The following is a 26,681-nucleotide window of genomic DNA, read 5'->3' as shown; positions in this document are numbered from 1 at the left end:
TCATCCTGCGACGATGTTGACGATCTTGCCCGGGACCACGATGACCTTGCGCACGCTCTGGCCTTCCATGAACGCGAGCACGTTCGGATGCGCCAGGGCCAGCTTTTCCGCTTCTTCCTTCGAGGCGCCGGCGGCGACCTCGATGGTACCGCGCAACTTGCCGTTGACCTGCACCGCCAGGGTGAGCGAATCGCGCACCAGCGCGGCTTCGTCCGCCTTCGGCCAGGGCTGGTCTTCCAGCACCTCGGCCGGGTGGCCCAGCACCTGCCACAGCGCGTGGCTGACGTGCGGCACCACCGGGTTGAGCAGCAGCACCATCGCTTCCAGCGCCTCGTGGCGCACGGCGCGGCCCTGCTCGCTCTGGTCGTCGAACTTGCCCAGCGCGTTCAGCAGCTCCATCAGCGCGGCGATGGCGGTGTTGAAGGAGTGGCGGCGGCCGACATCGTCGCCCACCTTCTGGATGGTCTCGTGCAGCTGGCGGCGCAGCGCCTTCTGGCCGGCGTCCAGCGCGGCCGGGTCGACCACGGCGTGGTCGGGGCCGGCGGCATGCGTGGCCACTTCGCGCCAGAAGCGGCGCAGGAAGCGCGCCATGCCTTCCACGCCGGCCTCGCTCCATTCCAGCGACTGCTCCGGCGGCGCGGCGAACATGGAGAACAGGCGCACCGTGTCGGCGCCGAACTTCTCCACCATCGCCTGCGGGTCGATGCCGTTGTTCTTGGACTTGGACATCTTCTCGGTGCCGCCGATGCTGACCGGCTGCCCGTCGCTCTTCAGCACCGCGCCGATCACGCGCGCCTTTTCGTCGCGCTGGATTTCCACGTCGGCGGGATTGATCCAGTCCTTCGAACCGTCGGCATTGTCGCGGTAGAAGGTCTCGGCGATCACCATGCCCTGGCACAGCAGGTTGGTGGCCGGTTCGTCGGTGCGCACCAGGCCCGCGTCGCGCATCAGCTTGTGATAGAAGCGGAAGTACAGCAGATGCAGGATGGCGTGCTCGATGCCGCCGATGTACTGGTCCACCGGCAGCCAGTAATTGGCGCGCGCGTCGACCTGCTCGTTGGCGCCGGGGCTGGTGTAGCGCGCGTAGTACCAGCTCGACTCCATGAAGGTGTCGAACGTGTCCGTCTCGCGCTCGGCCGGGCCGCCGCACTGCGGGCAGGTGGTCTTGCGCCACTCGGGGTCGGCCTTGATCGGCGACTGCACGCCGGAGAACGCAACGTCTTCCGGCAGCACGACGGGCAGCTGGTCTTCCGGCACCGGCACCGCATCGCACTTCGGGCAGTAGATGACCGGGATCGGGCAGCCCCAGTAGCGCTGGCGGCTGACGCCCCAGTCGCGCAGGCGCCAGTTCACGCGGCGCTGGCCCTTGCCCTCGCCTTCCAGCGTGGCGGCCAGATACTCGAAGGCTTCGCGGTAGTTCTTGCCGTCCAGCGCGCCGGAGTGCACCACGCGCATGTCGGCGCGGGTCTTGTCGGAGTACCACTCCTGCCACTTGTCCGGGTCGTAGCTTTCGTCGCCGGCGGCGATCACCTGCTTGATCGGCAGGTCGTACTTGTGCGCGAACTCGAAGTCGCGCTCGTCATGGCCGGGCACCGCCATCACCGCGCCGGTGCCGTAGCCCATCAGCACGAAGTTGGCGACCCACACCGGCACCTTGGCGCCGGTGATCGGGTGGATGGCGAACAGGCCGGTGGCCATGCCGCGCTTTTCCTGCGTTTCCAGCTCCGCCTCGGACACGCCGCCGTGGCGCAGTTCGTCGAGGAAGGAAGCCAGTTCGCTATTACCCTGCGCGGCCTTCAGCGCCAGCGGATGCTCGCCGGCGATCGACACGAAGGTCACGCCCATCAGCGTGTCCGGACGCGTGGTGAACACGGTCAGCGGCTCGGCTTCGCCTTCCACCGCGAAGTGGATCTCCAGGCCTTCGGAGCGGCCGATCCAGTTGCGCTGCATGGTCTTCACCGCATCGGGCCAGCCGGGCAGCGTGTCCAGGCCGTCGAGCAGTTCCTGCGCGTAATCGGTGATCTTGAGGAACCACTGCGGGATCTCGCGCTTCTCGACCAGGGCGCCGGAGCGCCAGCCGCGGCCGTCGACCACCTGCTCGTTGGCCAGCACGGTCTGGTCGACCGGGTCCCAGTTCACCACCGCGTTCTTGCGGTAGGCCAGGCCCTTCTTCATCAGCCGGGTGAACATCAGCTGTTCCCAGCGGTAGTACTCCGGGCGGCAGGTGGCGAACTCGCGGGTCCAGTCGTAGGCGAAGCCCATGCGCTGCAGCTGGCCGCGCATGTGTTCGATGTTCTGGTAGGTCCACTTGGCCGGCGCGGTCCTGTTCTTGATCGCGGCGTTCTCGGCCGGCAGGCCGAACGCGTCCCAGCCCATCGGCTGCAGCACGTTCTTGCCGTTCATGCGCTGATAGCGGCTGATCACGTCGCCGATGGTGTAGTTGCGCACGTGGCCCATGTGCAGGGCGCCCGACGGGTACGGCAGCATCGAAAGGCAGTAGAACTTCGGGCGCGAAGGGTCTTCCTTCACCTCGTAGGCGCGCTGCTCGCGCCAGTACTGCTGCGCGGCGGCTTCCACCGCCTGCGGTTGATAGGCCTGTTCGCCGGCCTGGTCGGTGCTGCCCTGTGCTTGGTTGTCCTGCATGTGTCCGGCGCCTGAACTCGTTTACGGCAGCTTGAGCCGGAGTCCGCCGGCGGCTGCGGGTGAACGCGGCAGACTAGCAGATGAGGCGGTGCCCGGGGACCGGGGAACGGGCGCGAACCCGCCCGCCGGCCATGCCGCGCTCAGCCGGCGGGACAGGCGCCGGTCTGGCCGGCGGCCAGCGCCTGCGCGGCGGTGGCGATCTGCGCGGCCAGCCCGTCCAGCGCCCGCTGGTGGCCCTGCACCAGGGCCGCGTAGCCCTGGCCCACGCTTTCCTGCACGCGGCTGGTGCAGGACAGCGCCGCGCCGCCCTTGAGCGAGCGCACGCTCCACGCCGCGTCCAGCAGCGCGTACGCGCCCGGCACGGAATCGAAGCGGCGCAGGTCCACCTTGATGCGCAGCACCGGCTTGCTTCCCGCCGGCAGGCCGCTGATGTCCTGGGTATGCAGCTGGCGCGCGAGATCCGCCGACAGCGCGCCGCGCACCTCGTCGCCCAGCGGGGCGATCCAGCGCTCGCCGTCCAGCACCGCCACGCCCTGCCCGCCCTGGCGCACCACCAGCTGCGGCTGGTCGACCTGGGCCGGCACGCCCACCGGCAGCAGTTCGAACTGGAACGGCGCAGGGGCAGGCGTAATGGTGGATTGCGTGGCCGTGCCCGCGTAGGCATCCGCCGCCGGCACCAGCGTGTAGTAGCGCACCGGCGCCGAGCCGCCGCAGGCGGCCAGGGCCAGCGCGCCGCCCAGGATGGCGAGGAGATATCCGGTGCGGATCATGGCTTGCTCCCGTCTTTCATAAGGGATGGCTGCGTCGAAGCCGGCGCGTTGCGTTCCGGCGGGGCGTCCGCGCGGCGTCCGCGCAGCAGCGCGTCCGGATGGGCGCCGAGGTAGTCGGTGAGCACGCGCAGCGAGCGCACCGTGCGCTGCATCTCCTGCACGGTACCGCCCAGGTTCTGCTGCAGCGGGGAATCCGCCGACAGCGCGTTGTTGGCGTTGCCCAGGGTCTGCTGCGCGCCCTGCAGGGTGCTCTTGAATTCCGGCAGCACGTCGTCGTTGACCTTCTTCAGCGTGCGATTGAGCTCGGCCAGGGTGGCGTTGGCGTTCTGGCCGATGCTGTCGAACGGGATCTTCTGGATCTTGTCGACGATCTCCGCCATCTGCTCCTGCAGCTTGTCGAAGCTGCCCGGCACGGTGGGAATCTCCAGCGGCTTCATGGTCGGGTCGTACGGCACCTTGTCCGCCTTCGGCACGAAGTCCAGCGCGATGTACAGCTGGCCGGTCAGCAGGTTGCCGCTGCGCGCCTGCGCGCGCAGGCCATGCTCGATCAGCCGGCCCATCATCTGCGACAGCTGCGCGTCGTCGCCGCGCGCCTTGGCCAGCGCCACCAGCTTGTCGTGCGCGCGGCCCAGGCGCTGCGGATACACCACCGCGCCGACGATCACCGGGAAGGTCTGGGTCTTCTCGTCGAAATCGAGGTTGATCGACACCACGCGGCCGAACGGCACGCCGAGGAATTCCACCGGCGCGTCCACCTTCAGCCCGCGCAGCGACTGGTCGAAGCGCATGCGGATATAGCGCGGCTCGCCGTCCGGCGGCGCCATCGCGGTGGCCTGGTCGCCGAACAGGCGGAACTCCGCGTTCTGTTCCGCCGGCGTCTCGTCGTGCGGACCCAGCGGCGCGCCGAACGCCACGCCGCCGGCCAGTACGGTGGCCAGCGATTGCGTATTGAGCTTGACGCCGTCGGCGCCGATCGACACGTCCACGCCGCTGGCGTTCCAGAAGCGCGTGGACTTGCTGACGAATTCGTCGTTCGGCCCGTCGACGAAGATCTGCAGGCTCACGCCCTTGCCGTCCTTGTCCAGCTGGTAGGTGACCACGCGGCCGACCTGGATGCGGCGGTAGTACACCGGCGAGCCGATATCCAGCGAACCGAGGTCGTCGGTGTGCAGCTTGAAGGTCTTGCCGGGCGCGCCGTGGGTGACCGCGGGCGGCTCTTCCAGGCCGGTGAATTCGTCGCGCGATTCCTTCGACTCGCCCACGTCCGCGCCGATGAAGGCGCCGGACAGCAGCGTATCGATGCCGGACACGCCTCCTAAGCCGATGCGCGGGCGCACTACCCAGAAGCGCGTGCCGTCGGTGGCGAAACCCTCGGCGCTCTTTTCCAGCGAGACCTTGGCGGTGACGTGGCTGCGGTCCTTGGACAAGGTCACCGAAGTGACGCGGCCGATCACCACGTTCTTGTACTTCACCGGCGTCTTGCCCGGATCCAGGCCTTCGGCGCTCTGGAAGCTGATGCTGATCTTGGGGCCGGCCTGCATCCACGCATTGATCACCAGCGACAGGCCGACCAGCGCGGCCAGCACCGGGATCAGCCACACGAAGGAGGCATTGATGCGCGGCTTGTGGACCACCGGCTCCGGCAAGTCGCTGCCGGGAGAGCCGGGTTGTTCGGGCGTGGCTTGCTCAGTCATCGGATTCCCTGCCATCCCAGATCAGCCTGGGGTCGAAACTCATCGAGGCGAACATGGTGAGGATCACCGTGAGGCCGAAGAACACCACGCCCGGCAAGGGTTCCACCAGGCTCAGCACACCGAACTGCACCAGCGCCGTGAGCAGCGCCACCACGAACACGTCCAGCATCGACCAGTAGCCGATCAGCTCCACCAGCCGATAGAGCTTGGCGCGCTGCCGCCGCGCCCACGGCGTGGCGCGGCGCGAACTCCACAGCAGCAGGCCCAGCGCCAGGAACTTCAGCATCGGCACCATGATGCTGGCGGTGAACACGATCACCGCGAGGTCCGGCGAGCCTTTCACCCACAGCTCGACCACGCCGCTGAGGATGGTGTTGTCGTCGATGTCACCCACGCTGGCGGTGCGCATGATCGGCAGCACGTTGGCGGGGATGTACAGCATGAAGGCGGCCAGCAGCAGCGCCAGCGTGCGGGTGTAGCTGGCCTGCTTGCGCCGGTGCAGCGCCGAGTGGCAGCGCGGGCAATGCGCGCCCTCCACGCCGGTGTCGCGGCAGACCAGCCCGCAGACGTGGCAACCGATCAGGCCCAGTTCGCCGGCGCGCGGCAGGTCGGCGCTCATGCGTGATGCTCCGGCACCATGTCCCACAGGCGGCGCAGGTCGATGCTGGCGAAGACGGTGATCAGCAGGGTGAGCCCGGCGTAGGCGAAGATGCCCGGGTTGAGGATCACGTCGAAATACAGCCGCGCCTTGACGATCGCCACCAGCGCACCGAGCACGAACACCTCGCTCATGGTCCACGGCCCCAGCCGGTACAGCGCCACCATGGCCAGCCGGAAACCCGGCGCGCGGCGTCCTTGCCGGGCGAAGTACAGCACCCAGCCCAGCAGCAGCATCTTGCACAGCGGAAAGAAGAACAGCGTGGCGGCGGCCAGCACCGAGACCACCTGCGAATGCTCGCGCCACATCATCACGATGGCGCCCCACAGCGTGGTGCTGATCATCGTCCCGCCGAGTCCCAGGGTGACGATGGGCCACACATTGGCCTGCACGAAGACCAGCATCGCCGTGACCACCAGGGCGAACATGCCGCCCACGCCCAGGCGGTGGTGCCGCTCCAGGATGGCGTCGCAGCGCTGGCAGCGCGCGACCTCGCCGCAGCACAGCTCGCGCCGCCGATACACGGTGTCGCAATGCTCGCAGATCAGCAGCGGTGGGCTTTCGGCCACGGAGGTCCTTCAGGTCAGGTCCGGCTCGTCATCCCAAGGATTCTCTCAAATCCGCGCAGGCCGCGGCCACCCGGCGATCAGGCCATTCAGCGCCCGCCCGGCTGTGCCAGCCCGCCACTTGATATGCACCGCGCCGCCCTGATCTGATTCCGATTCCCTTGCCCCCGGAGCTTCAGCCGTGACCAGCGACGCCCCCACCCATGTGTTCGACGTCGACCAGGACAACTTCGAAGCCGAGGTGCTGCAGGCCTCGCTGACGACGCCGATCCTGATCGACTTCTGGGCGACCTGGTGCGGTCCCTGCAAGACCCTGGGTCCGCTGCTGGAAAAACTGGCCACCGCCTTCAACGGCGCGTTCCGCCTGGCCAAGATCGACGTGGACAAGAACCAGCAGCTGGCCGGCATGTTCGGCGTGCGCAGCATTCCCACGGTGATCCTGGTGAAGGACGGCCAGATCGTCGACGGCTTCGCCGGCGCCCTGCCCGAAGGCCAGCTGCGCGAATTCCTGGAACGCCACCTGCAGCCGCGCGAAAGCGAGGACGAAGAGGCCGAACTGGCCCCGGCCGAAACGCCTGAGCAGGCGATCGAACGCCTGCGCGGCGAGATCGCAGAATCAGACAACTCCGAACTCAAGCTCGACCTCGCCCTGGCCCTGATGAAGGCCGGCCAGGCCGACGCCGCCGAAGCCGAACTGACCGCCCTGCCGGCCAACCTGGCCACCGACACGCGCGCCGTGCGCCTGCGCAGCCAGCTGGACCTGGCCCGCGCCCTGCAGGGCGCGCCGGCGCAGAACGAACTGCAGCAGCGCGTGCAGGCCGACCCCGCCGACTGGCAGGCGCGCGACCTGCTCGGCGTGCGCCTGCTGCTGGATGGCGACGCCGCGGCCGGCCTGGAGCAGTTCCTGGCCGTCCTGGAAAAAGCCCGCGACTGGAACGACGGCATGGCCAAGAAGCGCCTGCTGGCCGCCTTCGCCACGCTCGACGACGCCGAACTGGTCGGCAAATACCGCCGGCGGATGGCCTCGCTGCTGTTCTGAGCAGCCGGCCGCGGGGGACGGACGGGGATGAAACAGCGCAGCTTCGACCTGCTGGCGGTAGCCGGCATCTTCGCGGCCTATACGGTCACGATCCGGCTGGCGCTGGGCACCGACCTGGCCGGCAGCCTGCTCGGCGGGCTGGCCAATACCATTCCCGTGGTGATCTTCGGCCTGGCGGTGCGGCACATCGTGCTGCGCTGGCTGGTCGGCCGGCCGGTGGCGCTGCAGCTGGGTGCGCATCTGCTGCTGTGCGCGGCCTTCGCCACCTTGTCGTACTGGCTGCTGATCATGCTGCTGGGCCTGTTCGTCGGCGCCAGCCCCGAAGGCTTCGTGATCCGGCCGTTCAAGGCCGGTGCCGTGGCGTGGCAGACGCTGGAGAACGTGACGACTTACGCGCTGATCGCGGCGATTTCGCACCTGCAGGCCATGCATAAGGCGGCACCGGCGGTGGCGGACCCCGCGCCCGCGGCGGTCGATGCCGTTCCCGCCGACAGCACGGACGCCGCACCTTCCCGCTATTTCGTGCGCATCGGCGACGAGCTGCGCCCGCTCGATCTCGACACCGTGGTGAGCATCGGCGGCGCCGACGACTACGCCGAAGTGCGCACGCTCACCGGCAAGCACCTGGTGCGGGTGACACTGGCGGAGTTCGCCCGCTCGCTCGACCCGGCCAAGTTCGCGCGCGTGCACCGCTCCTGGATCGTCAACACCCACTACATCGCCAGCGCCGAACCGGCCGGCGGCGGACGCCTGCTGCTGCACCTGGAGAACGGCCAGACCGTCTCCACCAGCCGCGACGGCGCCCGGCTGTTGCGCGACCGCGTGATTTGACCCGCCGGCGGCTGCGGTTCGCCGCGCCGCCGTGTCCGTTCGCCGAATTTTTCCGCCGCGGCAAGCGCTGGTGGCGATCCTCCGGCCCGTTCTCCCACGGAATCGAGGACCGCATGAAATCCGCCCTGCGCTGGCTGCTGGCCAGCTGTCTCGCCCTCTCCGCCCACGCGGCACAGCCGCCATCCGCCGCCTCGGCCGGCGCCCGCGCCGACGCGGGACAGCCCTTTCTGATCGACGACCAGGTGCTGATCCCCACCCCGGACGGCGCGCAGATCGCCGCGCTGATCGTGCGCCCGCGCAACGCACCGGCAAAGCTGACCGCCCTGCTCAACTTCACCATCTACGCCCGCGACCGCTGGAGCCTGGCCGATGCGAAGAAGATGGCGGCGCACGGCTATGCCGGCGTGGTCGCCTACACGCGCGGCAAGGGCCGCAGCGGCGGACCCATCGTTCCCTACGTGCACGACGGCGAAGACGCGGCCACGGTGATCGCCTGGCTGGCGCGCCAGCCGTGGAGCGATGGCCGCGTGGGCATGTTCAGCGGCAGCTACAACGGCTTCACCCAGTGGGCCGCGGCCAAGCATCGGCCGCCCGCGCTGAAGGCGATGGCCACGCATGCCACCAATGCGCCGGGCATCGATACGCCGATGCAGGGCAATGTGTTCCAGAGCTTTATCTACCCCTGGCCGTTCTACACTACCGACGACAAGGAACTCGACGACGCCACCTACGGCGACCGCGAACGCTGGGCCCGGCTGCAGCGGGCGTGGTACGCCGGCGGGCGGCCGTATCGCGACCTGGACAAGATCGACGGCAAGCCCAATCCGATCTTCGACGAGTGGCTGCAGCATCCGTCCTACGACGCTTACTGGCAGCGGCTGATTCCGTATGGCCAGGAATTCGCCGACATCGATATCCCCGTGTTCGTCGAGACCGGCTATTACGACGGCGGCATGGTCGGCGCGCTGTACTACCTGCAGGAGCACTACAAATACCGTCCCTCAGCCGATCACCGCCTGCTGGTCGGCCCTTATCACCACATCGCCATGCAGACCGGCGTGCTGCCCGAGATCGACGGCTACCGCGTGGATCGGGCCGCGATGATCGACCTGCAGGAAGTGCGGCTGCAGTGGTTCGACCATGTGTTTCGCGGCGCGCCGCTGCCCGCCGTGCTGAGCGGCAGGATCAATTTCGAGGTGATGGGGGCGAACCGCTGGCGGCATGTATCGACGCTGGCGGAGATGGCGACCGGGCGGCGGCGGCTGTATTTGACCGGCGCCGGCAGAGCGGGCCATCTGCGCTTCGGCGATACCGCGGGCAAGCAGGCGCCGCCGGTGCTGACCGTCGATTTCGCCGATCGCCGCGACGTGGATTTCCGGCCGGCGCCTGGCATGCCGGATACGCGCAACGCCCTGGTGTTCGAAACCGAAGCGCTGAAGGCGCCGCTGGAAGTGGACGGCCTGTTCGACGGCCACTTCGAAACCATGATCAACAAGCGCGACTTCGACCTGGCGGTGAATTTCTACGAGCTGACCGCGGATGGGCGCTACCTCGACCTGGCTTCGTATCTGGGCCGCGCCAGCTATATGCAGGACCGCAGCCACCGGCAGCTGCTGCAGCCGGGCAAGGCGCGGACGCTAGCCTTCACCAGCCAGATGCTCACCGCGCGGCGGCTTGCGGCCGGCAGCCGGATCGTGGCCGTGGTCGGCGTGCCCAAGCAGCCCCGGATCCAGATCAACTACGGCACCGGCGGCGACGTCAGCGCCGAATCGATCGCCGATGCGAAGGAGCCGCTGCGCATCCGCTGGGCGATTGGCAGCTATCTGGAGATCGGCGTCCGGGAGCCGCCCGATGGGCCTTGAGCAGGCAACCATACGCAAACGTATGTAGACTGCGTTTCCCTGTCCTGGCCCATGAAGACGCCCGATGCGCGCCTCCACCTTCCGCCGCCTGATGAATCTCTGGCCGCCGTTCCTGTTCAACAGCATCCGCGTGCAGCACGTGGCGGAGGATTACTCGGAAGCGCGGGTGGTGCTGCGGCTGCGGCCGTGGAACCGCAACTACGTGCGCACCCAGTTCGGCGGCAATCTGTTTTCCATGACCGATCCGTTCTGGATGCTGCTGGTGATGCACCAGCTGGGCGGCGAGTACTTCGTGTGGGACAAGGCCGGCGCCATCGATTTCGTGGCGCCGGGGCGCGAAGACGTCTATGCGGATTTCAAGCTGGAGCCGGCGGTGCTGGACGAGCTCCGCGCCGCCGCGGCCAATGGCGAGAAGGTGCTGCGCTGGTTCGAAACGGACGTGAAAACCGCGGGCGGCGAGGTAGTGGCGAAGGTACGCAAGCAGCTGTACGTGCGCCTCAAGCCCCGCGCCCGCGAGACGGCGTAGCTGCGTAGGCTGGGGTGAGCCGCAGGCGAACCCCAACATCGGTGCCTTCGTACGCTTCGCCATGTTGGGGTTCGTCTGCGGCTCACCCCAACCTACGCCAGGGGATTCAGTCGTTTTCGAAGCGGCGCACTTCGTCCAGCACCGCTTCCGCGCGGCGCACGCTGTAGCCGGCCGCTTCGCGTTCCAGCACCCGCGCGCCCCAGATGCGCTTGATCGCCTGCATCCCCAGCCACACCAGCAGCAGGCTGGCCACGCCGCTCGCGCACAGCCACAGCACCACGTCCGGATGCAGCTTCCACACGTCCGCGCCCAGGCCGGCGAACAGCATCAGCAGCGCGGGAATCCACACGAAGCAGCCGGTGACCAGGAAGACCGGCGCCTCGACCCTGGTCTTCCATGCGCGCAGTTCCGCCAGCCGCCGCTGGATGTCCAGTACCGGCGCCGCGTAATCGATCTGCTTGACCAGGTGCAGGTTGCGCGCCGCGAACACGATCATCAGCACGCCGTACAGATGCACCAGCACGCCGCAGAACAGCAGGTGCGGATATGGCCGGTGCTCGAACCAGAAATGGCCGGCGACCAGGCTGAGCAGCGCGCCCGCCACGATCTGCACGATCTGCCCCACCCGCAGCGGGCGCAGGCCGTGGCGCATTTTTTCCAGCCGGCTTTCGCGCTGCAGCTGCAGGGTCAAGGCGTGCTGCTGCGCCATGCGGCGGTCCAGCGCCTGCCAGCTCTGCTTGAGTTCATCCAGTTCCATCGTCATGCCTCCGCGGCGACCATGCGGTCGCGAAGTGTCTGCTTGATGCGACCGAGCTTGGTCGCGACATTGGTGGCGCTGATACCGAGCACTTCGGCGATCTCGGCATAGCTGCGGTCTTCCAGGTACAGCAGGATCAGCGCGCGGTTGAGCGGTTCGAGCTGGCCGATAAAGGCGTACAGCGCGACCAGGCGCTCGTCGCGTTCCGGCGCGGCTTCCGCGCCGATGGTGTCCAGGTGGTGCGGCTGCAGCGGTTCGAGCTGGCCCGCCTGCGCCGCGCCGCCGCGGCGCAGCTGCGAGATCGCCACGTTGAGCGCGATGCGGTACATCCAAGTGGAAAAGCGCGCGCGGCTTTCGTCGTAGCCGGGCCAGGCGCGCCACAGCTGCACGCAGATTTCCTGTTCCAGGTCGCGCCGGTCTTCCGCGCCGGCGGCGTAGACGCTCGCCACCTTGGCGATCAGCCGCCGGTGCTCCTGCAACCGCTGTTCGAATCCGCGCTGGTCCGGCCTGCTGCCCATGCTTGTTTCCCCTGGTCTCCCTTTGATGATTCGCAGCGCCTCCCAAAAAATCACAGGGCACGGCGAAAGGGCCGAACGTCACGCCCGGCCGGCCGCCCCCGCCCCCTACAATGCCCGCTTCCCCGCCTTCCGAGGGTCCGCCCCATGCGGCGACTGCGCATCAAACGCTATTTGCTGACCGGCCTGCTCACGTTTATCCCGCTGTGGGTGACCTGGCTGGTGTTCAAGTTCGTGCTCGGCCTGCTGGCCGGGATCGGCACGCCGGTGGTCGGCGCCCTGGTCGGTGCGGTGGGGCAGGCCTCGCCCGCGCTGGGCACCTCGCTCAACCGCGGCTGGCTGCTGTTCGTGCTGGCCCTGGTGCTGACCGTGCTGGCGCTGTACCTGCTCGGCTGGCTGGCCAACCGGGTGATCGGCCAGCGCCTGCTGGAGGCCTTCGACGGTTTGCTGGCGCGCATCCCGCTGGTGCAGACCATCTACGGCGGCACCAAGAAACTCATGGCGGTGCTGCAGCAGAAGCCGTCGGGCGTGCAGCGCGTGGTGCTGATCGATTTCCCGCGCCAGGGCATGAAGGTGGTGGGCTTCGTCACCCGCGTGATGATCGAGGAAGGCACCGGCCGCGAGATGGCCGCGGTGTACATCCCCACCACGCCCAACCCCACCGGCGGCTATCTGGAAGTGGTGCCGGTGGACGAGCTCACCCCCACCGACTGGACCATGGACCAGGCCATGGCCTTCATCATCTCCGGCGGCGCGGTGGCACCCGACACCCTGCCCGCCTCGCCCGCCACGCTGACGCAACGCCAGGACCACGCATGAACCGACTGCTGCTCGCCGCCCTGCTCGCCGCCGCCGCGGGCCATGCCCAGGCCGCCGACTGGACCACGCCCGCCGAAGCCGCGCATTTCCGCACCACGCCGGGCTATGCCGACACGGTGGCCTATCTGCACCAGCTGGCCGATGCGGCGCCGGGCAAGTTGAAAGTGGAAAGCTTCGGCACCTCGCCGCAGGGCCGCCCGATGACGGTGGTGATCGCCAGCGGCGACGGCACGTTCACGCCGGAAGCGGCGCACCGGTCCGGCAAGCCGGTGGTGCTGGTGCAGGCCGGCATCCACCCCGGCGAGATCGAAGGCAAGGACGCCGGCCTGATGCTGCTGCGCGACTTCGCCGTGAGCGGCAAGCTGCCGCATCTGCTCGATCACGCGGTGCTGGTGTTCATCCCGGTGTTCAGCGTGGACGGGCACGAGAATTCCAGCCCCTATCACCGCATCAACCAGAACGGCCCGGACAGCATGGGCTTCCGCGGCCAGTCGCAGTACCTCAACCTCAACCGCGACTACGTCAAGGCCGACGCGCCGGAGATGCGCGACTGGCTGAAGCTGTGGCAGCGCTGGCAGCCGGACCTGCTGCTGGACATCCACACCACCGACGGTGCGGATTACCAGTACGACTTGACCTGGTATCTGGAAGACCCGCACAAGCTCGATGCCGGCGCCAGCGCATGGCAGCAGCATCTGCTCAACGACAAGGTGATTCCGGCCTACGAGAAGTGCGGCCATCTCGCCTCGATCTACCTGGAATTCAAGGACGGCCGCGACCCGCGCAAGGGCATCGTCAACTTCGGTTCCGGCCCGCGCTTCTCCACCGGCTACGCGGCGCTGCAGAACCGCCCGGCCCTGCTGGTGGAGACGCATATGCTGAAAAGCTACGAGGTGCGCGTGCGCGGCACCTACGACCTGGTCGCCCTGATGCTGCAGCAGGCCGGCGCGGATGCGGCGAACCTGCTCGCGATCAACCGCAAGGCGGACGAAGCCGTGGTGGCGCGGGCGCGCGATGCGCGGGCGCAGGTAGCGTTGACGTTCAAGGACGATCCGGCGTCGACGCCGTTCAAGTTCAAGGGCTATGAATTCAGCCTCGCGCACAGCGACGTGTCGAACAGCGAGTGGATCCGCTACGACCCGTCGAAGCCGCGCACGTACGATGTCCAGAACTGGAACGGCCTGCTGCCGGATGCGTCCGTCGCGCCGCCGGCCGCATATGTGATTCCCGCGCAGTGGACGCAGGCGATCGACAAGCTCGACGCGCACGGCATCGCCTATCGCCGCCTGGCCAGGCCGCAGAAGCTCAAGGTGCAGGCGTATCGGCTGGACAAGCCGCAGTGGGCGTCCAAGCCGTTCGAAGGCCATCTGATGCTGCGCGACTTCACCCAGTCCAGCACGGTACGCGAGGTGGAGCTGCCGGCCGGCTCGGTGATCGTGCCGATGGACCAGCGCGCGGCCAATGTGGCGATCGAGCTGCTGGAGCCGCAGGCGCCGGATTCGCTGCTGCGCTGGGGCTTTCTTAATGCGGTGTTCGAGCCGAAGGAATACGGCGAGCCGCGTGTGCTGGAGAAGCTGGCGCGCGACATGATGGCCAAGGACCCGGCGCTGAAGGCCGCGTTCGAGCAAAAGCTGCATGAAGACGCCGCCTTCGCCGCCAGCCCCTCGCAGCGGCTGTTCTATTTCTTCGAGCGCTCGCCCTGGTACGCGGCCCAGGACGTGGGCGCCTACCCGGTCTACCGGATCGACGCCGCCACCCTGCAGGGCCTGGCGCCGTAAGCCCTTGCGGCGGGCCCAACGCAGCCCGCCGCCATCCCCCGCCCCTGACCTTTGACACTGTGCCGCCCCGTGACCTTTGGCCTAGGGTCGAAGGTCGTCGAAGGTCGCGGCCGTGACAGGGGATACCCGCGGTACCGGCCGCACCAGCACTTTTCGCCCCGCGGGGGCGCCATTCGTATGAGAGGGAGATCCATGACCAAGCCGTACCTGAAGCCGCTCGCCCTTGCGGTGAGCCTGGCCCTGACGCTGTCCGCCTGCGGCAAGCACGAGGCCGAGCAGAACGCCCCCGCAGCCGCCGGCAGCGCGCCGGCCCCGGCCGCGACCACCGCCGCCGCGCCGGCCGCCAAGAAGAGCCCCTTCGACGTCAGCGAGCTGGATACCGGCATCAATGCGTGCCAGGACTTCAACGGCTTCGTCAACGCCAAGTGGGTCGCCGCCAACCCGATTCCCGAAGACCGCACCCGCTGGGGCGCCTTCGACCAGCTGAGCGAGAACAGCCTCAACACCCAGCACGACATCGTCGACGCCGCCGCCAAGGGCGCCGCGCAGGCGCAGGCCGGCTCGATCGAGCAGAAGATCGGCCTGCTGTACCAGTCGGGCATGAACGAGGACGCGATCGAGAAGGCCGGCTTCGAGCCGATCAAGCCCAAGCTCGACGCCATCGGCGCGCTGAAGAGCGGCGCGGACGTGGCCGACTACATCACCAAGAGCTACGCCGAAGGCGACGGCCAGGTGTTCCAGTTCGGCTCCGGCGCGGACTTCAAGCATGCCGACATGCAGATCGGCTACGCCAACCAGGGCGGCCTGGGCCTGCCGACCAAGGATTACTACCTCGATCCGAAGTACAAGGAAATCCGCGACGCCTACGTGGCCCACATTGCCCAGGCGCTGCAGCTGACCGGCACCGCCGAAGCCGATGCCAAGAAGCAGGCCGACGACGTGCTGAAGTTCGAGACCGAGCTGGCCAAGGCTTCGCTGGCGCCGGTGGAAGAACGCGATCCGAAGAACCAGTACCACTTCGTCAGCGTGAAGGAGGCCGACAAGGTCACCCCGCACTTCAGCTGGGAGAAGTTCTTCAGCGCCCAGGGCGTGACCGTCGACAAGGGCTTCTCGCTGTCGCAGCCGAAGTTCTTCGCCGAGTTCGACAAGCTGCTGGCCGCCGCGCCGCTGGAACAGTGGCAGGCGTACCTGCGCTTCCACACCATCAGCGACGCCTCGCCGTACCTGAGCAAGAGCTTCCAGGACAACAAGTTCGACTTCTACGGCAAGACCCTGGCCGGCCAGCCGCAGCAGAAGCCGCGCTGGAAGCGCGTGCTGGGCGCGGTGAACGGCTCGATGGGCGAAGCGCTGGGCCAGCTGTACGTGGCCAAGGTGTTCAAGCCCGAAGCCAAGGAGCGTGCGCAGGAGCTGGTCGACAACGTGCGCAATGCGCTGAAGGCGCGCATCGAGAAGCTGGACTGGATGAGCGATGCCACCAAGGAAAAGGCCGTCGCCAAGTGGAACACCTTCCTGCCCAAGATCGGCTACCCGGACAAGTGGCGTGACTGGTCGGGCCTGAACATCAGCGGCGACAACTTCTACGCCAACGTGGAAGCCGCCTCGAAGTTCAACTACGACTACGACATCGCCAAGATCGGCAAGCCCACCGACCGCAAGGAGTGGGGCATGACGCCGCAGACGGTGAACGCGTACTACAACCCCACCGACAACACCATCAACTTCCCGGCCGCGATCCTGCAGCCGCCGTTCTTCGACGCCAGCGCCGACGACGCCATCAACTACGGCGGCATCGGCGCCGTGATCGGCCACGAGGCCAGCCACGGCTTCGACGACGAAGGCAGCCAGTTCGACGGCGCCGGCAACCAGGAAAACTGGTGGACCAAGGACGACCGCGCCAAGTTTGACGCGCGCACCGACAAGCTGGTGCAGCAGTTCAACGACTACACGCCGATCAAGGACAAGCCGGACGCGCACGTCAACGGCAAGCTGACCCTGGGCGAGAACATCGCCGACCTGGGCGGCATGAACGTGGCCTACGACGCGCTGCAGAGCGTGCTGTCCAAGACGCCGGGTTCGGCCGAGCAGAAGATCGAAGGCTATACGCCGGACCAGCGCTTCTTCCTCAACTGGGCCCGCGTGTGGCGCGGCCACGCCCGCGAGAAGCAGGCGCTGCTGTCGCTCAACACCGACCCGCACGCACCGGTCTCGCTGCGCGCGATCGGCGCACCGTCGAACATGGAAGCCTTCGCCAAGGCGTTCCAGTGCAAGCCGGGCGATGCGATGGTGCGTGATGGCGAGAAGCAGGTGAAGATCTGGTAAGTGAGGTGGCCGCGGCGTGAGTCGCGGCAGATCGATGCAAAAGAAAAGCGCCGCGCGCGAGTGCGGCGCTTTTTCTTTTTGCCGTCATCCCGGCGCAGGCCGGGATCCAGAAGCGAGGTGCTGCCTGCAGGCGAAGAGCGCCCATGAAGCTGTTCGCGAAAATCGCACGGCGGCGCCACTGGATCCCGGCCTGCGCCGGGATGACGAGCTTTAAACCGTGCGGGCGCAGCGGTTCTCGTAAGCCTTCAAGTGCGCATACGCCATGCGCAGCAGCGGCAGCGCAGTGCCCGGCGCCGCGCGGGCGATCAGATCGCCGATCACGTGATCGGCTTCGACCGGACCGCCCTGTTCGAGATCGCGCATCATCGAGGCGCTGAGCGTCGAGCCTTCTTCGGTGAGCACGCCGCGTGCTTTCGCCAGTACGTTTTCGGCGGGAGCGTGACCGTGGTCGGAGGCGACACGGCGGCAGTCTTCCAGCATCGCCAGCGTGGCTTCCAGGCCGCCCGGCGCGGCGACGACGTCGCCGACCGGTGCGCGCATCAGGCAGGTGATGCCGGCGAGCGAGGCGAGGAAGACCCATTTGTCCCACATGTCCTGCAGCACTTCGCTGCTGAGCCGCGCGTCGAACTTCACGCCTTCCATCGCCTGCGCGATGCGCTCCACCCGTGCCGAGCGCGAGCCGTCGCGTTCGCCGAAGGTGAGGCTGTGCGAGCGGTTGAGGTGGCGGATCTCGCCGTCCTGGCCCAGCGTCGCGGCGATCACGCACAGGCCGCCCAGCACGCGCGCGGCCCCGAAGCGCGCGTCCAGCGCATCCAGATGGCGCATGCCGTTGAGCAGCGGCAGGATCGCCGTGCCCTCGCCCACCGCCGGCGCGACGTCGGCGATCACCTGCGGCAGGTGGTAGGCCTTGCAGCTGAGCAGGACCAGGTCGTAAGGCCCGCGCAGTTCGCCGGCGGTGACGGTGGGCGCGCGCAGCGTGGCGTCGCCGAGCGCGCTGCGGATGGCCAGGCCGTGCGCGGCCAGCGCCTGGGCGCGCGCGGGGCGGACCAGGAAGCTCACGTCCTGCCCGCTTTCCAGCAGGCGTCCGCCGAAATAGCCGCCGGTGGCGCCGGCGCCGACTACCAGGATGCGCATCGCATAAGTCTCCATGAAGCGGTGGTCCGCTGAGACACGGACCTGCGAGGGGGAGCCGGAAGTGTACGCCGCGGCGGCATCGGCCCCGGCCGGGCGGCCTGCCCCCTGAACGGAATGATTGCAAATCATTCTCATTAAAAATACGATGTGAAGATCACGGCCGACCCAGGGGATCCGCCGGCAATGCCGTGACCGACAACTCCTGCTGCCCCTGCCGCGCGATTGCCGCGGCGGCATGGGCGCACGCGCGCATCGCCTGCCGCGCTCCTTATCGATGCATCTGGAAGCCCCATGGCCTACATCAAAAGCCGCAAGCACCCCGCCCCCACCGCCCGGCTGCAGCCCGGCCAGCTCGCCGCGGCCACCGCCGCGCTGCTGACCGGCCTGGCGCTGGCGTCGCCTGCCATGGCTGGTGACGACACCGCCGCGGATCCGCAGTCCAAGGCCAAGAGCCTCTCGGCGGTGAACGTGGAAGCGACGCGCGGCAGCGACTACGTGGCCGACAAAGTGGACTCCCCCAAGTTCACCCAGCCCCTGCTCGACACCACCCAGACCATCTCGGTGATCACCAAGGACCTGTTCCTGCAGCAGGGCGCCACCACGCTTACCGAGGCGCTGCGCAACACCCCGGGCGTGGGCACCTTCTATGCCGGCGAGAACGGCAGCACCACCACCGGCGACGGCATCTACATGCGCGGCTTCGACACGTCCAACAGCATCTTCGTGGACGGCGTGCGCGACACCGGCAGCATCTCGCGCGACATCTTCAATATCGAACAGGTGGAAGTGACCAAGGGCCCCGCCGGCACCGACTACGGCCGCACCGCGCCGACCGGCGCGATCAATCTGGTGACCAAGCAGCCGCTGCTGCAGAACGCCGTCTCCGGCCAGGTCGCCTACGGCAGTTCCGACCGCAAGCGCGCCACCGCCGACTGGAACCAGGTGCTCGGCGCGAGCAGCGCGTTCCGCCTCAACCTGATGGCGCAGAACAGCGGCGTGCCGGGCCGCGACGAGGTGGAAAACAACCGCTGGGGCGTCGCGCCCTCGCTGGCCTTCGGCCTGGGCACCGCCACGCGCGTGTACATCGACTACCTGCACGTCAAGCAGAACAACATCCCCGACGGCGGCGTCTCCACCATCGGCCTGCCCGGCTACAGCAGCCCGGATCCCAAGCGTCCATGGCTGGCCAACGCGCGCCCGGTCGATCCGTCGAACTTCTACGGCACCGACGCCGACCACGACCACGTCAAGGCCGACCTCTTCACTGTGCGCGTCGAGCACGACATCAGCGACGACCTGGCCCTGCACAACACCCTGCGCTGGGGCCGCACCAGGCAGGATTACCTGCTGACCTCGTACATGGCCACCGCGGCCAACCTGCTCACGCCGAACCCGAACGATCCGTCGACCTGGACCGTCGCGCGCAGCAACCCGACGTTCAAGGATCAGACCAACAAGATCCTCACCGACCAGTTCAACTTCACTGCCAACTTCCAGACCGGCGGCATCACGCACAACCTGAGCTCCGGCGTCGAACTGACCCGCGAGGAAGCGAACACCACCGGCATCGTCTCGCTGCTCAACACCTGGCCCGCGGCCAGCGTGTACCGCCCCAACCCGCACGTGTCGGGCATGCAGTGGTTCCGCAACGGCACCTACACGCACGGCAAGACCGACACCTACTCGGCCTATGTGTTCGACACGCTGAAGTTCAACGAGCAATGGCAGGTCAACGCCGGCGTGCGCCTGGACCACTACAAGACCGATTTCGACAGCGCCGTCACCTGCGGCACGCGCAACGCGCCCGTGTGCGGCGCCCTGCCCGCCAACTCGGCGGTGCCGGGCCTGGATGCGCGCAAGAGCGGCAACCTCACCAACTGGAAGGTTGGCGTGCTGTACAAGCCGGCCGCCAACGGCAGCGTGTATGCCAACTACGCGATCTCGCAGCAGCCGCCGGGCGGCAGCACGCTCACGCTCAGCAGTTCGGCCAACAGCGCCGACAATCCCAACTTCAATCCGCAGAAGGCCAGGACCGCCGAAGTGGGCACCAAGTGGGAGTTCTACGACAGCCGCCTGATGCTGACCGGCGCCGTCTATCGCACCGAGATCAACAACGACGTGGTGCAGGATCCGACCGACCTGCAGTACTACCAGACCGGCAAGAAGCGCGTGCAGGGCGTGGAGCTCAGCGCGGTGGGCAAGCTTACCGAGCACTGGGCGGTCAGCGCGGGCTACACGGTGATGGACAGCAAGGTGCTCAGCGGCAGCGTAGTCACCAGCGACGGCAGTTCGGATCTGGCGTACACGCCGAAGTCCGCCTTCACCGCGTGGACCACCTATACCTTGCCGTTCGGCCTGACCGTCGGCGGCGGCGCGCGCTACAACGACCAGCTCAAGCGCGGCACCGACGGTGCGATCGGCACGCCGGCGTATACCAAGTCGTACTGGGTGTTCGACGCGGTGGCCACCTACCCGGTCAACAAGCACGTCGACCTGCAGTTGAACGTGTACAACCTGTTCGACAAGGAATACGTCTCGGCCATCAACAAGAGCGGCTACCGCTACACGCCCGGCGCACCGCGTTCGGCTATGCTCACGGCCAACGTGCGCTTCTGACGTAACTCCGCCAATCTCCGATGTGGAATCCTTCTCCCCTTCGGGAGAAGGTGGCGGCAGCCGGATGAGGCTACGGCCGGAGCGCAACGCTCCACTCCGCCCGTACCCTCACCCCAACCCCTCTCCCGGAGGGAGAGGGGATCAAACCTCGCGAGGACTGGCATGTTGCTGCATGTCCCCAACGTACTGACGCCGGAACAGCTGCGACACGTCCGCGCCGAACTGGATCACGCCGACTGGACCGACGGCCGCCAGACCGTCGGCGCGCAAGGCGCCCAGGTCAAGCGCAACCTGCAGTTGCCGGAAGCCTCGCCGGTGCGCGAAGCACTGGGCCGCCTGATCCTCGACGCACTGGCGCAGCACCCGCTCTATCACGCCGCCGCGCTGCCACTGCGCACGCTGGCGCCGCGCTTCAACCGCTACGAAGGCGGCGGGCATTACGGCTATCACGTCGACGGCGCGGTGATGGCGCTGCCCGGCGGCGGGCAGCTGCGCAGCGATCTCTCCTGCACGCTGTTCCTGGCCGAGCCGGACGAATACGACGGCGGCGAACTGGTCGTCAACGACACTTATGGCGAGCACGAGGCGAAACTGCCCGCGGGCGATTTATTGCTCTATCCGTCCAGCAGCCTGCACGAAGTGCGTCCGGTGACGCGCGGCGCGCGCCTGGCGGCGTTCTTCTGGGTCCAGAGCCTGGTGCGCGATGACGGCCGGCGCCGCCTGCTGTTCGATCTGGACGTGGCGATCCAGTCGCTCACCGCCAGCCCCGGCACCGACCGCGCCACCCTGCTCTCGCTCACCGGCATCTATCACAACCTGCTGCGCCAATGGAGCGAAACCTGAGCGGCGCCATGGCGGCGCCGCTCAGACGAGTTCTCAGCTCGGCACGCAGGTGGTCTGCACGCCCAGCGACTGCGAGGTCGTGCTGCCCGAAGCATTCACCGTAAGCTGCGCGCCCGGCACCGCGGTGGTGCTGGTACCCGTGCCGGTATCGTTCGCGGCGCGGAAGCAGGTGGCGAACTTCGGCTGCTTGTTATCGCTGCGGCGCACCTGGCCCTGCGAGCCGAAGCTCAGGATCACGCTGTCCAGCGCCTGGATCGACACGCTGTCGCGCGCATCGGAAGCGCGCAGCTTGATCGCGCCGGACGTCGCGCTGTAGGCCGTGGTCGCCACGCCCTTGCCGGGCTGGTAGGTATAGATCAGCCAGCCGCTTTCATAGGCCTTGCCGTTCGAGGTGCAGCTGGCCTGGTCCGAGCTCGGGCAGATCGACACCACGTTGCCGCGGTTGATCGCCTCGCTGCGCGCATAAGCGATATCGGCCAGCAGGGCATTGCTGGCGGAACTGACCTTGTTGCGCCGGATCGCATCGCGGAAGCTCGGCCCGGCCGCCACCAGCAGGATCGCCGCCACCGCCAGCGCCACCATCAGTTCGACCAGGCTGAAGCCCTTGTTCCCCTGTCGTGTCATGGCGGTCACCAGCACTTGCCGTTGGTGGTGGAGCCGGTGGCGCCTTTCACTCCGTAATTGTTGATGTTCAGCGCTTTGCAGTCGTCCTTGGCCTGCGGCCCGCCGCTCACCGGCGTGGCCGTGGCGGTGAACGTGGTGGCCGGCGCCGCCGGCGTCACGGCGACGGTGTAGTAGCCCTTGTCCGACGCCGTGTTGGTGAAGCCGATATCGCTCAGGCTGCCATAGCGGTTGTTGGTCGAATAGAACCGCTCCTGCGCGGTCGCCACGCGCAGCAGCAGGTTCTGTCCATCCGAGCGCCGTGCACGGATGCCGTAGCGCAGGTAGTTCGGCACCGCGAAGGCGGCGAGGATGGCGATGATCGCCACCACCACCATCAGCTCGATCAGGGTGAAGCCACGCGTATTGCGCTCGCGCAGCCGCTTCAGTGTCTCGATCATTGCGTAATCCCTCGCCAGGAACGGCGGCGCCAGACGGCGTCGTTGATATTGAGGACATTGTTGCTGCCGGTGAGCTTCAGGCCCGGCACCAGCACGCTGCCGCCGCCCACCGTCGTCACCAGCGGCACCGTGCCGGTGGTGCGCGGGTCGTTCACCCGGCCGCCCACCACGTACTTGCCCGTGCCATTCCAGCCCGACACGCCCGGCGCCGACAGGCCGCCGTTCGCCCCGCCCGTCGCCGCGTTCACCACCATCAGCGCGCCCTGGATGCTCGCGTTGCACGGATCGTTGGTGCCCGGGATCAAGGTCTGGATCACCGCACGGCCCGTGTCGAACAAGGCCCCGGGCGTCACCACCACCCGCTCGCCGGCCGAGGACGTCGACGGACCCAGGTCGAAGTACCAGCCGCCCTTGCTGCTATCGACCGCGTTGTCGGTCAGGCCGCGCGCGATGGTCTTGCCGTCGTCCGCCGTCGCCTCGCTCAAGGTCTGCGCCACCAGCTGGGTGCGCGTCACCGTCGTGCCGTTGTCGCGGATGCCGTACACCGACTGCGTCGTTGCGCTGCCGCTGGTGTTGTCGCCCACGCCCAGGTACTTGCCCGTGCCGAACACCACGATGAACTTGTTGGTCACCGGGTCAGCGAACAGCCGCGGCATGCTGGTAATCGGCTGCGCACCGGCCGTGGCCGGCTTGAACGCCAGGGTCACCGCCCAGCTGTTGGGGTCGCTCGAGGACAGGTCGTAACGCCACAGGTTGCCGTCCAGGTCGCCCGCAAAGGCCACGTCGTCGACCTGGTCGTCGTTGTAGTCGCCCAGCACCGGCGAGGACAGGCCATGGCTGTTGGCGCCGCCGCTGTTGGCGGCCGGTGTCTTCAGCTCGCGGATCAGCTTGCCGGTCTGCGCATCCAGCACGAACAGCGAGCTGTAGGTGTTGGAGGCCGCCGCCGGCGAGGTGCAGTTGGCGCCGGTGAACGGAGCCTTGGTGCAATCCGGGAAATAACCGCCCGGCACCAGCACCACCCACTTGCCGTTATTGAGGCGGCCGATGTTGGGCTGGCCGTAGGTGTAGCCGAGGTTGGCGGGGTTGCCGCCCGGGTTGCTGATCGAACCGTCGCTCCACGCGGCCTGCGCCGGTGCATCGGCGTTGAATTCCCACAGCACCTTGCCCGCCGCCATCGCCGTCGGGTCGGTGATGTCCAGCGCATACACGCCGCGGCCGCCCAGGCGCAGACCGCCCACCAGCAGGGTGTGCCAGCCGGCCGAGGTCGACACCGGCGTGGTGGTGGCGGCGCCGAAGTACACGTCGCGCGTCACCGGAATACCGTCGGCGGTCGGCATGAACTTGAAACCGTCCTTCACCGTCAGGTTGCCCAGGTTCGGGTAGACCGCGCGCGGCACGTAGGCGAACACCTCCGTGCCCGCCGTGGCGGTCTTGACCACGTTGCCGCTGGCGTCCGTGGTCATCGAGGCGTCGAACGCATGCAGCATGCCGTCGTTGGCGCCCACGTACACCACCGGCTTGCGGCTGAGGTTGTTCTGCACGAACGCCTCGTAGGTGTGGCAGGTCAGCGGCGTCTGCGTCGCGCAGTTCGCCGCATCGCCGGCCACCGCCGTCTGCTCCGGCGAACCGGCCGGCCAGCTGTTGCGGTAGCCGCTCGACGGGTAGCTCACGTACACCGCCTGCGAGCCGATGATCGCGCCCAGCAGGTTGAGGGTGTTGCGCGGACGGAAGGTGGTGGTTTCCTTGGTGCGGTCGCCGCGCAGGTAGTCCAGGCGCGTCTGGCCGGTGTCGTTCGTGGCGTCGATGCTGGCCGGCGAACCCGACAGCAGCGTCTGTCCGGCGCTGTCCAGGTTGGCGAAGGTCTTGAACGCCACGCCACCGGCGAAGCTGCCGTCGCTGCCTTCCTTGGCGGTCAGAATGTTGCGGTTGGCCACCACCGTCTTGCTGGTGTCAGCGAGGGTCTGACCCGCATCCCACACCGTCGTCGAGGTTGCGCCGTTGGTGTTCAGCGTCACCGCCTGGAACGTTCCGCTCCAATCCGCCGAGCTGTAGCCCGTATTGAAGCCCAGCGCGCCGGGCACCAGCACCGCCGAGTTCACCGCACCGGTATTGGCCGGAATGGTGCGCGCGCTGATATTGGTAAGGATCGCGCTGAGCTGGTCCACCAGGTTCTGCGGATTGCCGGCGCTGAAGTACGAGCCGCGGCTGTTGATCGCCGCATGCCAGGTATCGTCGATGCCCGGCGGCGAGTTGTTGGCGGGCTCGGTCCAGCCGGTGGCGCCGGTGGAATTGATCGAGCCTTTGCGCAGCGCGCACAGGTCGTTCGCCGTCGCCACCACGCAATCGGCATCGTTGGAGAAATTCAATTCGCCCGCGATACCCAGGGTCACCATGTACTGCACCAGGTGCGGCCAGTTGGCGGGATCGTTCTTCGGGTTGAAATACTGCTCCAGCGCGGCCGTCCCACCAGTGACGCCGGTAGTCTTGTCCGGCATGTACGGCGGCACCAGCTTGCCGTTGGCCGGGTCGTAGAGATCCGGCCGCAGGTTGGTGGCCCAATAGTTAAAGGCAATGTTGGCCAGCGACGAGGTGTACTTGTCGCCCTGCACATCCCAGAACACGCGGGACTGGGCGGACGCGGTGGAATAGCTCGTGCCGTCCGGCAAGGTCTGCGAGGTCTGGCTGTCCGTGAAAGGCGTGGGCAACCCCGGATCGTTTTCGTTCCAGTAGCCGTCCGTCACCACCATGTGGAAGTTCTGGCGGCAGGTCAGCTCCAAGCCGTCCGCTCCGGATTTCGCCGGTGGGTCCCAATATGGATCGTGCAGGTCGCCCGAAGCTCCCGTGTTGTTGCTGCCGCGCTGGAAGAACTGGCCCGCGCGGATGGTTGACGCGCGCAACGGCGTCGCATTGGTTGCCGTGACTTCGAAGATCCAGTTGAAGAACGCCGAGCGATAGCAGTTCGGCGGTGTCTTCACCGTTCCGGTCTGCAGGCCGATGGTGCTCGGATCGACACTGGAGGCAACGCAGGCCGGCGAGTTGGCATCCATCAGGTTGCTGATGATGGTGCTGTCTTGCAGCTGGAAGGTGTCGCTGGTGTAGAGATTCTGCCAGGCCACGCGGAACGTGCTGCCGTAGCCGCCGGTGGAATTGGCTGCACCCAGCTTGCCGAACACACGCGAAAGTGCCGTGCGCGTCATCAGATTGCGCGTACGGTAGTAAGCGTACCAGTTGGCGAAGTTCTGCCACTCGTTGACGCTGACGCCGCCGATGGTGACGGTGCGGTTGCGCACCGCCACCGCTTCCCAGTTAGCGCTGTTGTAAAGATTGCCGATGCCGGCGCTGGTCGGATTGCCGTAGACATCGACGGCGATGGTGGGCGCGGACGACTTGTAGCGATAGTAATAAGGACCACCATTCGGATAGGCGACGCCATCCGGACCGTTCTGGGTGTAGTCCATCGGAGAATTACCGTAGCCGCACTTCCAGCGGTTGTCGGTGCCCGCGTTTTGCGTGGTGACGGTCCACTGCCAGGAGGTCTTGGTGGTCCCGCAGCTGCCATTGCTTTTCTTGTCGACGCAGACGCACGAGCCCGGGTCGGCATTCGCCGCACAGCTCGATCCGGTCTTGGTGCTGATCGACGCCCAGATGCCGGTGAGGTCGGTGGCACCGGTCGGATCCGTCGTGCCGTTGGGATTGTTGCGGTAGGTGCCGGTACCCGCCAAGGTGACCTGGTTGCGTGGGCGGTTCACCGAAATGCCATCCAGCGCCACGCGGGTCAATCCCGCATCGGCATTGGGGAACGACGTACCGTCCGCCTTGATCGGCGGCTGGTACAGCACGTTCGGATTGTAGTAAACGCCGTTCATCGCATGCGACAGGATGTTGGTCGCACTGGTGATGCGCGGATCGATCACGCCAGCGCAGCGCCACGGACCACTCCAGGTGTCATTGTCGAACGGACGGCTGTCGCCCATGTAATTGCTTGCCATCGACCCCGAATCGTCGAAGGTCACCGCGATATTCGGCGCCACGCCCTGGGTCAGGTTCGGCGGCGTGGGGCTCAGCTCCACCACCGCGGCGGGCGCGGCCGTGCTGGACGTGGCCAGCATGCTGCTGGCCAGCACCGGCGCGATCTGCGCGTCGGCGGTCGGCACGAACGGTACCGGCAGGCCGCCCAGCAGGGTCAGGCCGAGCACGAGCGCGGCGATGCCGCGGCGTGTCGAGAAGAAATGGCGAATACGCATGGCTGG

At 67.6% G+C, this 26,681-nt stretch carries 20 protein-coding genes; 9 read left to right on the top strand and 11 right to left on the bottom strand.

All coding sequences use genetic code 11. The features are described 5' to 3' along the window. The 5 genes from leuS to ISN75_RS05680 form a co-directional block, all read right to left on the bottom strand. Positions 1-2,643 (bottom strand): leucine--tRNA ligase, encoded by a 2,643-nt coding sequence (leuS, locus tag ISN75_RS05700; RefSeq protein ID WP_343821429.1) that lies wholly within the window; start codon positions 2,641-2,643, stop codon positions 1-3. Between the two features lie 140 nt (positions 2,644-2,783). Next, positions 2,784-3,413, bottom strand: a complete 630-nt coding sequence (locus ISN75_RS05695; protein ID WP_343821431.1) for a PqiC family protein — start codon at positions 3,411-3,413, stop codon at positions 2,784-2,786. After that, on the bottom strand, positions 3,410-5,107 hold the full coding sequence (locus tag ISN75_RS05690; RefSeq protein WP_167258747.1) for an intermembrane transport protein PqiB: 1,698 nt from the start codon (positions 5,105-5,107) through the stop codon (positions 3,410-3,412). The genes ISN75_RS05695 and ISN75_RS05690 overlap by 4 nt, the downstream gene beginning before the upstream one ends. Beyond that, positions 5,100-5,726, bottom strand: coding sequence for a paraquat-inducible protein A (locus ISN75_RS05685; RefSeq protein WP_168649458.1), 627 nt, complete (start codon positions 5,724-5,726; stop codon positions 5,100-5,102). Before ISN75_RS05685 ends, ISN75_RS05690 begins: the two co-directional genes overlap by 8 nt. Beyond that, positions 5,723-6,334 carry a paraquat-inducible protein A gene (locus tag ISN75_RS05680; RefSeq protein WP_343821433.1) on the bottom strand — a complete coding sequence of 204 codons (612 nt, stop codon included), beginning with the start codon at positions 6,332-6,334 and terminating at the stop codon, positions 5,723-5,725. The genes ISN75_RS05685 and ISN75_RS05680 overlap by 4 nt, the downstream gene beginning before the upstream one ends. A 178-nt stretch (positions 6,335-6,512) precedes the next feature. Between ISN75_RS05680 and trxA the strand changes: the two genes are divergently transcribed. From trxA to ISN75_RS05660, 4 genes are all read left to right on the top strand, one after another. Then, on the top strand, positions 6,513-7,370 hold the full coding sequence (trxA, locus tag ISN75_RS05675; protein ID WP_343821435.1) for a thioredoxin: 858 nt from the start codon (positions 6,513-6,515) through the stop codon (positions 7,368-7,370). Between the two features lie 27 nt (positions 7,371-7,397). Next, the gene (locus ISN75_RS05670; RefSeq protein WP_168649460.1) at positions 7,398-8,201 is read left to right on the top strand and encodes a LytTR family DNA-binding domain-containing protein; all 804 of its coding nucleotides are present in this window, start codon (positions 7,398-7,400) and stop codon (positions 8,199-8,201) included. A gap of 113 nt (positions 8,202-8,314) precedes the next feature. Next, on the top strand, positions 8,315-10,063 hold the full coding sequence (locus ISN75_RS05665) for a CocE/NonD family hydrolase (RefSeq protein WP_343821437.1): 1,749 nt from the start codon (positions 8,315-8,317) through the stop codon (positions 10,061-10,063). Between the two features lie 64 nt (positions 10,064-10,127). Then, positions 10,128-10,589, top strand: a complete 462-nt coding sequence (locus tag ISN75_RS05660) for a DUF4442 domain-containing protein (RefSeq protein ID WP_167258759.1) — start codon at positions 10,128-10,130, stop codon at positions 10,587-10,589. Between the two features lie 106 nt (positions 10,590-10,695). Here the strand turns inward: ISN75_RS05660 and ISN75_RS05655 are convergent, their stop codons facing one another. Together ISN75_RS05655 and ISN75_RS05650 are read right to left on the bottom strand one after the other, a co-directional pair. After that, positions 10,696-11,346 (bottom strand): hypothetical protein, encoded by a 651-nt coding sequence (locus ISN75_RS05655; RefSeq protein ID WP_343821439.1) that lies wholly within the window; start codon positions 11,344-11,346, stop codon positions 10,696-10,698. A gap of 2 nt (positions 11,347-11,348) precedes the next feature. After that, a complete protein-coding gene (locus ISN75_RS05650) occupies positions 11,349-11,864 on the bottom strand; it encodes an RNA polymerase sigma factor (RefSeq protein WP_167258763.1) in 516 nt (171 codons plus the stop codon). A gap of 144 nt (positions 11,865-12,008) precedes the next feature. Between ISN75_RS05650 and ISN75_RS05645 the strand changes: the two genes are divergently transcribed. The 3 genes from ISN75_RS05645 (at position 12,009) to ISN75_RS05635 (ending at position 16,777) form a co-directional block, all read left to right on the top strand. Beyond that, the gene (locus tag ISN75_RS05645; protein WP_343821441.1) at positions 12,009-12,680 is read left to right on the top strand and encodes a DUF502 domain-containing protein; all 672 of its coding nucleotides are present in this window, start codon (positions 12,009-12,011) and stop codon (positions 12,678-12,680) included. Further along, positions 12,677-14,458 (top strand): M14 family metallopeptidase, encoded by a 1,782-nt coding sequence (locus ISN75_RS05640; protein ID WP_343821443.1) that lies wholly within the window; start codon positions 12,677-12,679, stop codon positions 14,456-14,458. Before ISN75_RS05645 ends, ISN75_RS05640 begins: the two co-directional genes overlap by 4 nt. Positions 14,459-14,650: 192 nt before the next feature. Then, on the top strand, positions 14,651-16,777 hold the full coding sequence (locus ISN75_RS05635; protein WP_343821445.1) for a M13 family metallopeptidase: 2,127 nt from the start codon (positions 14,651-14,653) through the stop codon (positions 16,775-16,777). 210 nt (positions 16,778-16,987) lie between these two features. Here ISN75_RS05635 and panE read toward each other — a convergent pair whose 3' ends face one another. After that, a complete protein-coding gene (gene panE / locus ISN75_RS05630; RefSeq protein WP_343821446.1) occupies positions 16,988-17,911 on the bottom strand; it encodes a 2-dehydropantoate 2-reductase in 924 nt (307 codons plus the stop codon). Between the two features lie 291 nt (positions 17,912-18,202). On the opposite strand from panE, the gene ISN75_RS05625 reads away from it, so the two are divergent. Beyond that, positions 18,203-20,527, top strand: a complete 2,325-nt coding sequence (locus ISN75_RS05625; protein WP_343821448.1) for a catecholate siderophore receptor Fiu — start codon at positions 18,203-18,205, stop codon at positions 20,525-20,527. Positions 20,528-20,689: 162 nt separating this feature from the next. Beyond that, positions 20,690-21,370, top strand: coding sequence for a Fe2+-dependent dioxygenase (locus tag ISN75_RS05620; protein WP_168649469.1), 681 nt, complete (start codon positions 20,690-20,692; stop codon positions 21,368-21,370). A gap of 33 nt (positions 21,371-21,403) precedes the next feature. Here the strand turns inward: ISN75_RS05620 and ISN75_RS05615 are convergent, their stop codons facing one another. Genes ISN75_RS05615 through ISN75_RS05605 form a run of 3 tightly spaced genes read right to left on the bottom strand, consistent with a single transcriptional unit; the run spans position 21,404 to position 26,675 of the window. Beyond that, the gene (locus ISN75_RS05615) at positions 21,404-21,994 is read right to left on the bottom strand and encodes a GspH/FimT family pseudopilin (protein WP_167258780.1); all 591 of its coding nucleotides are present in this window, start codon (positions 21,992-21,994) and stop codon (positions 21,404-21,406) included. A gap of 5 nt (positions 21,995-21,999) precedes the next feature. Next, positions 22,000-22,431 (bottom strand): type IV pilin protein, encoded by a 432-nt coding sequence (locus ISN75_RS05610; RefSeq protein WP_343821451.1) that lies wholly within the window; start codon positions 22,429-22,431, stop codon positions 22,000-22,002. After that, entirely contained in the window at positions 22,428-26,675 is a 4,248-nt protein-coding gene (locus ISN75_RS05605; protein WP_423385135.1) for a pilus assembly protein, read from the bottom strand. Before ISN75_RS05605 ends, ISN75_RS05610 begins: the two co-directional genes overlap by 4 nt. Between the last annotated feature and the right edge of the window lie 6 nt (positions 26,676-26,681).

The sequence above is a fragment of the Dyella marensis genome, from assembly GCF_049532885.1.
Taxonomy (GTDB): domain Bacteria; phylum Pseudomonadota; class Gammaproteobacteria; order Xanthomonadales; family Rhodanobacteraceae; genus Dyella_D; species Dyella_D marensis.
This window is presented reverse-complemented; position numbering and strand designations above follow the sequence as displayed.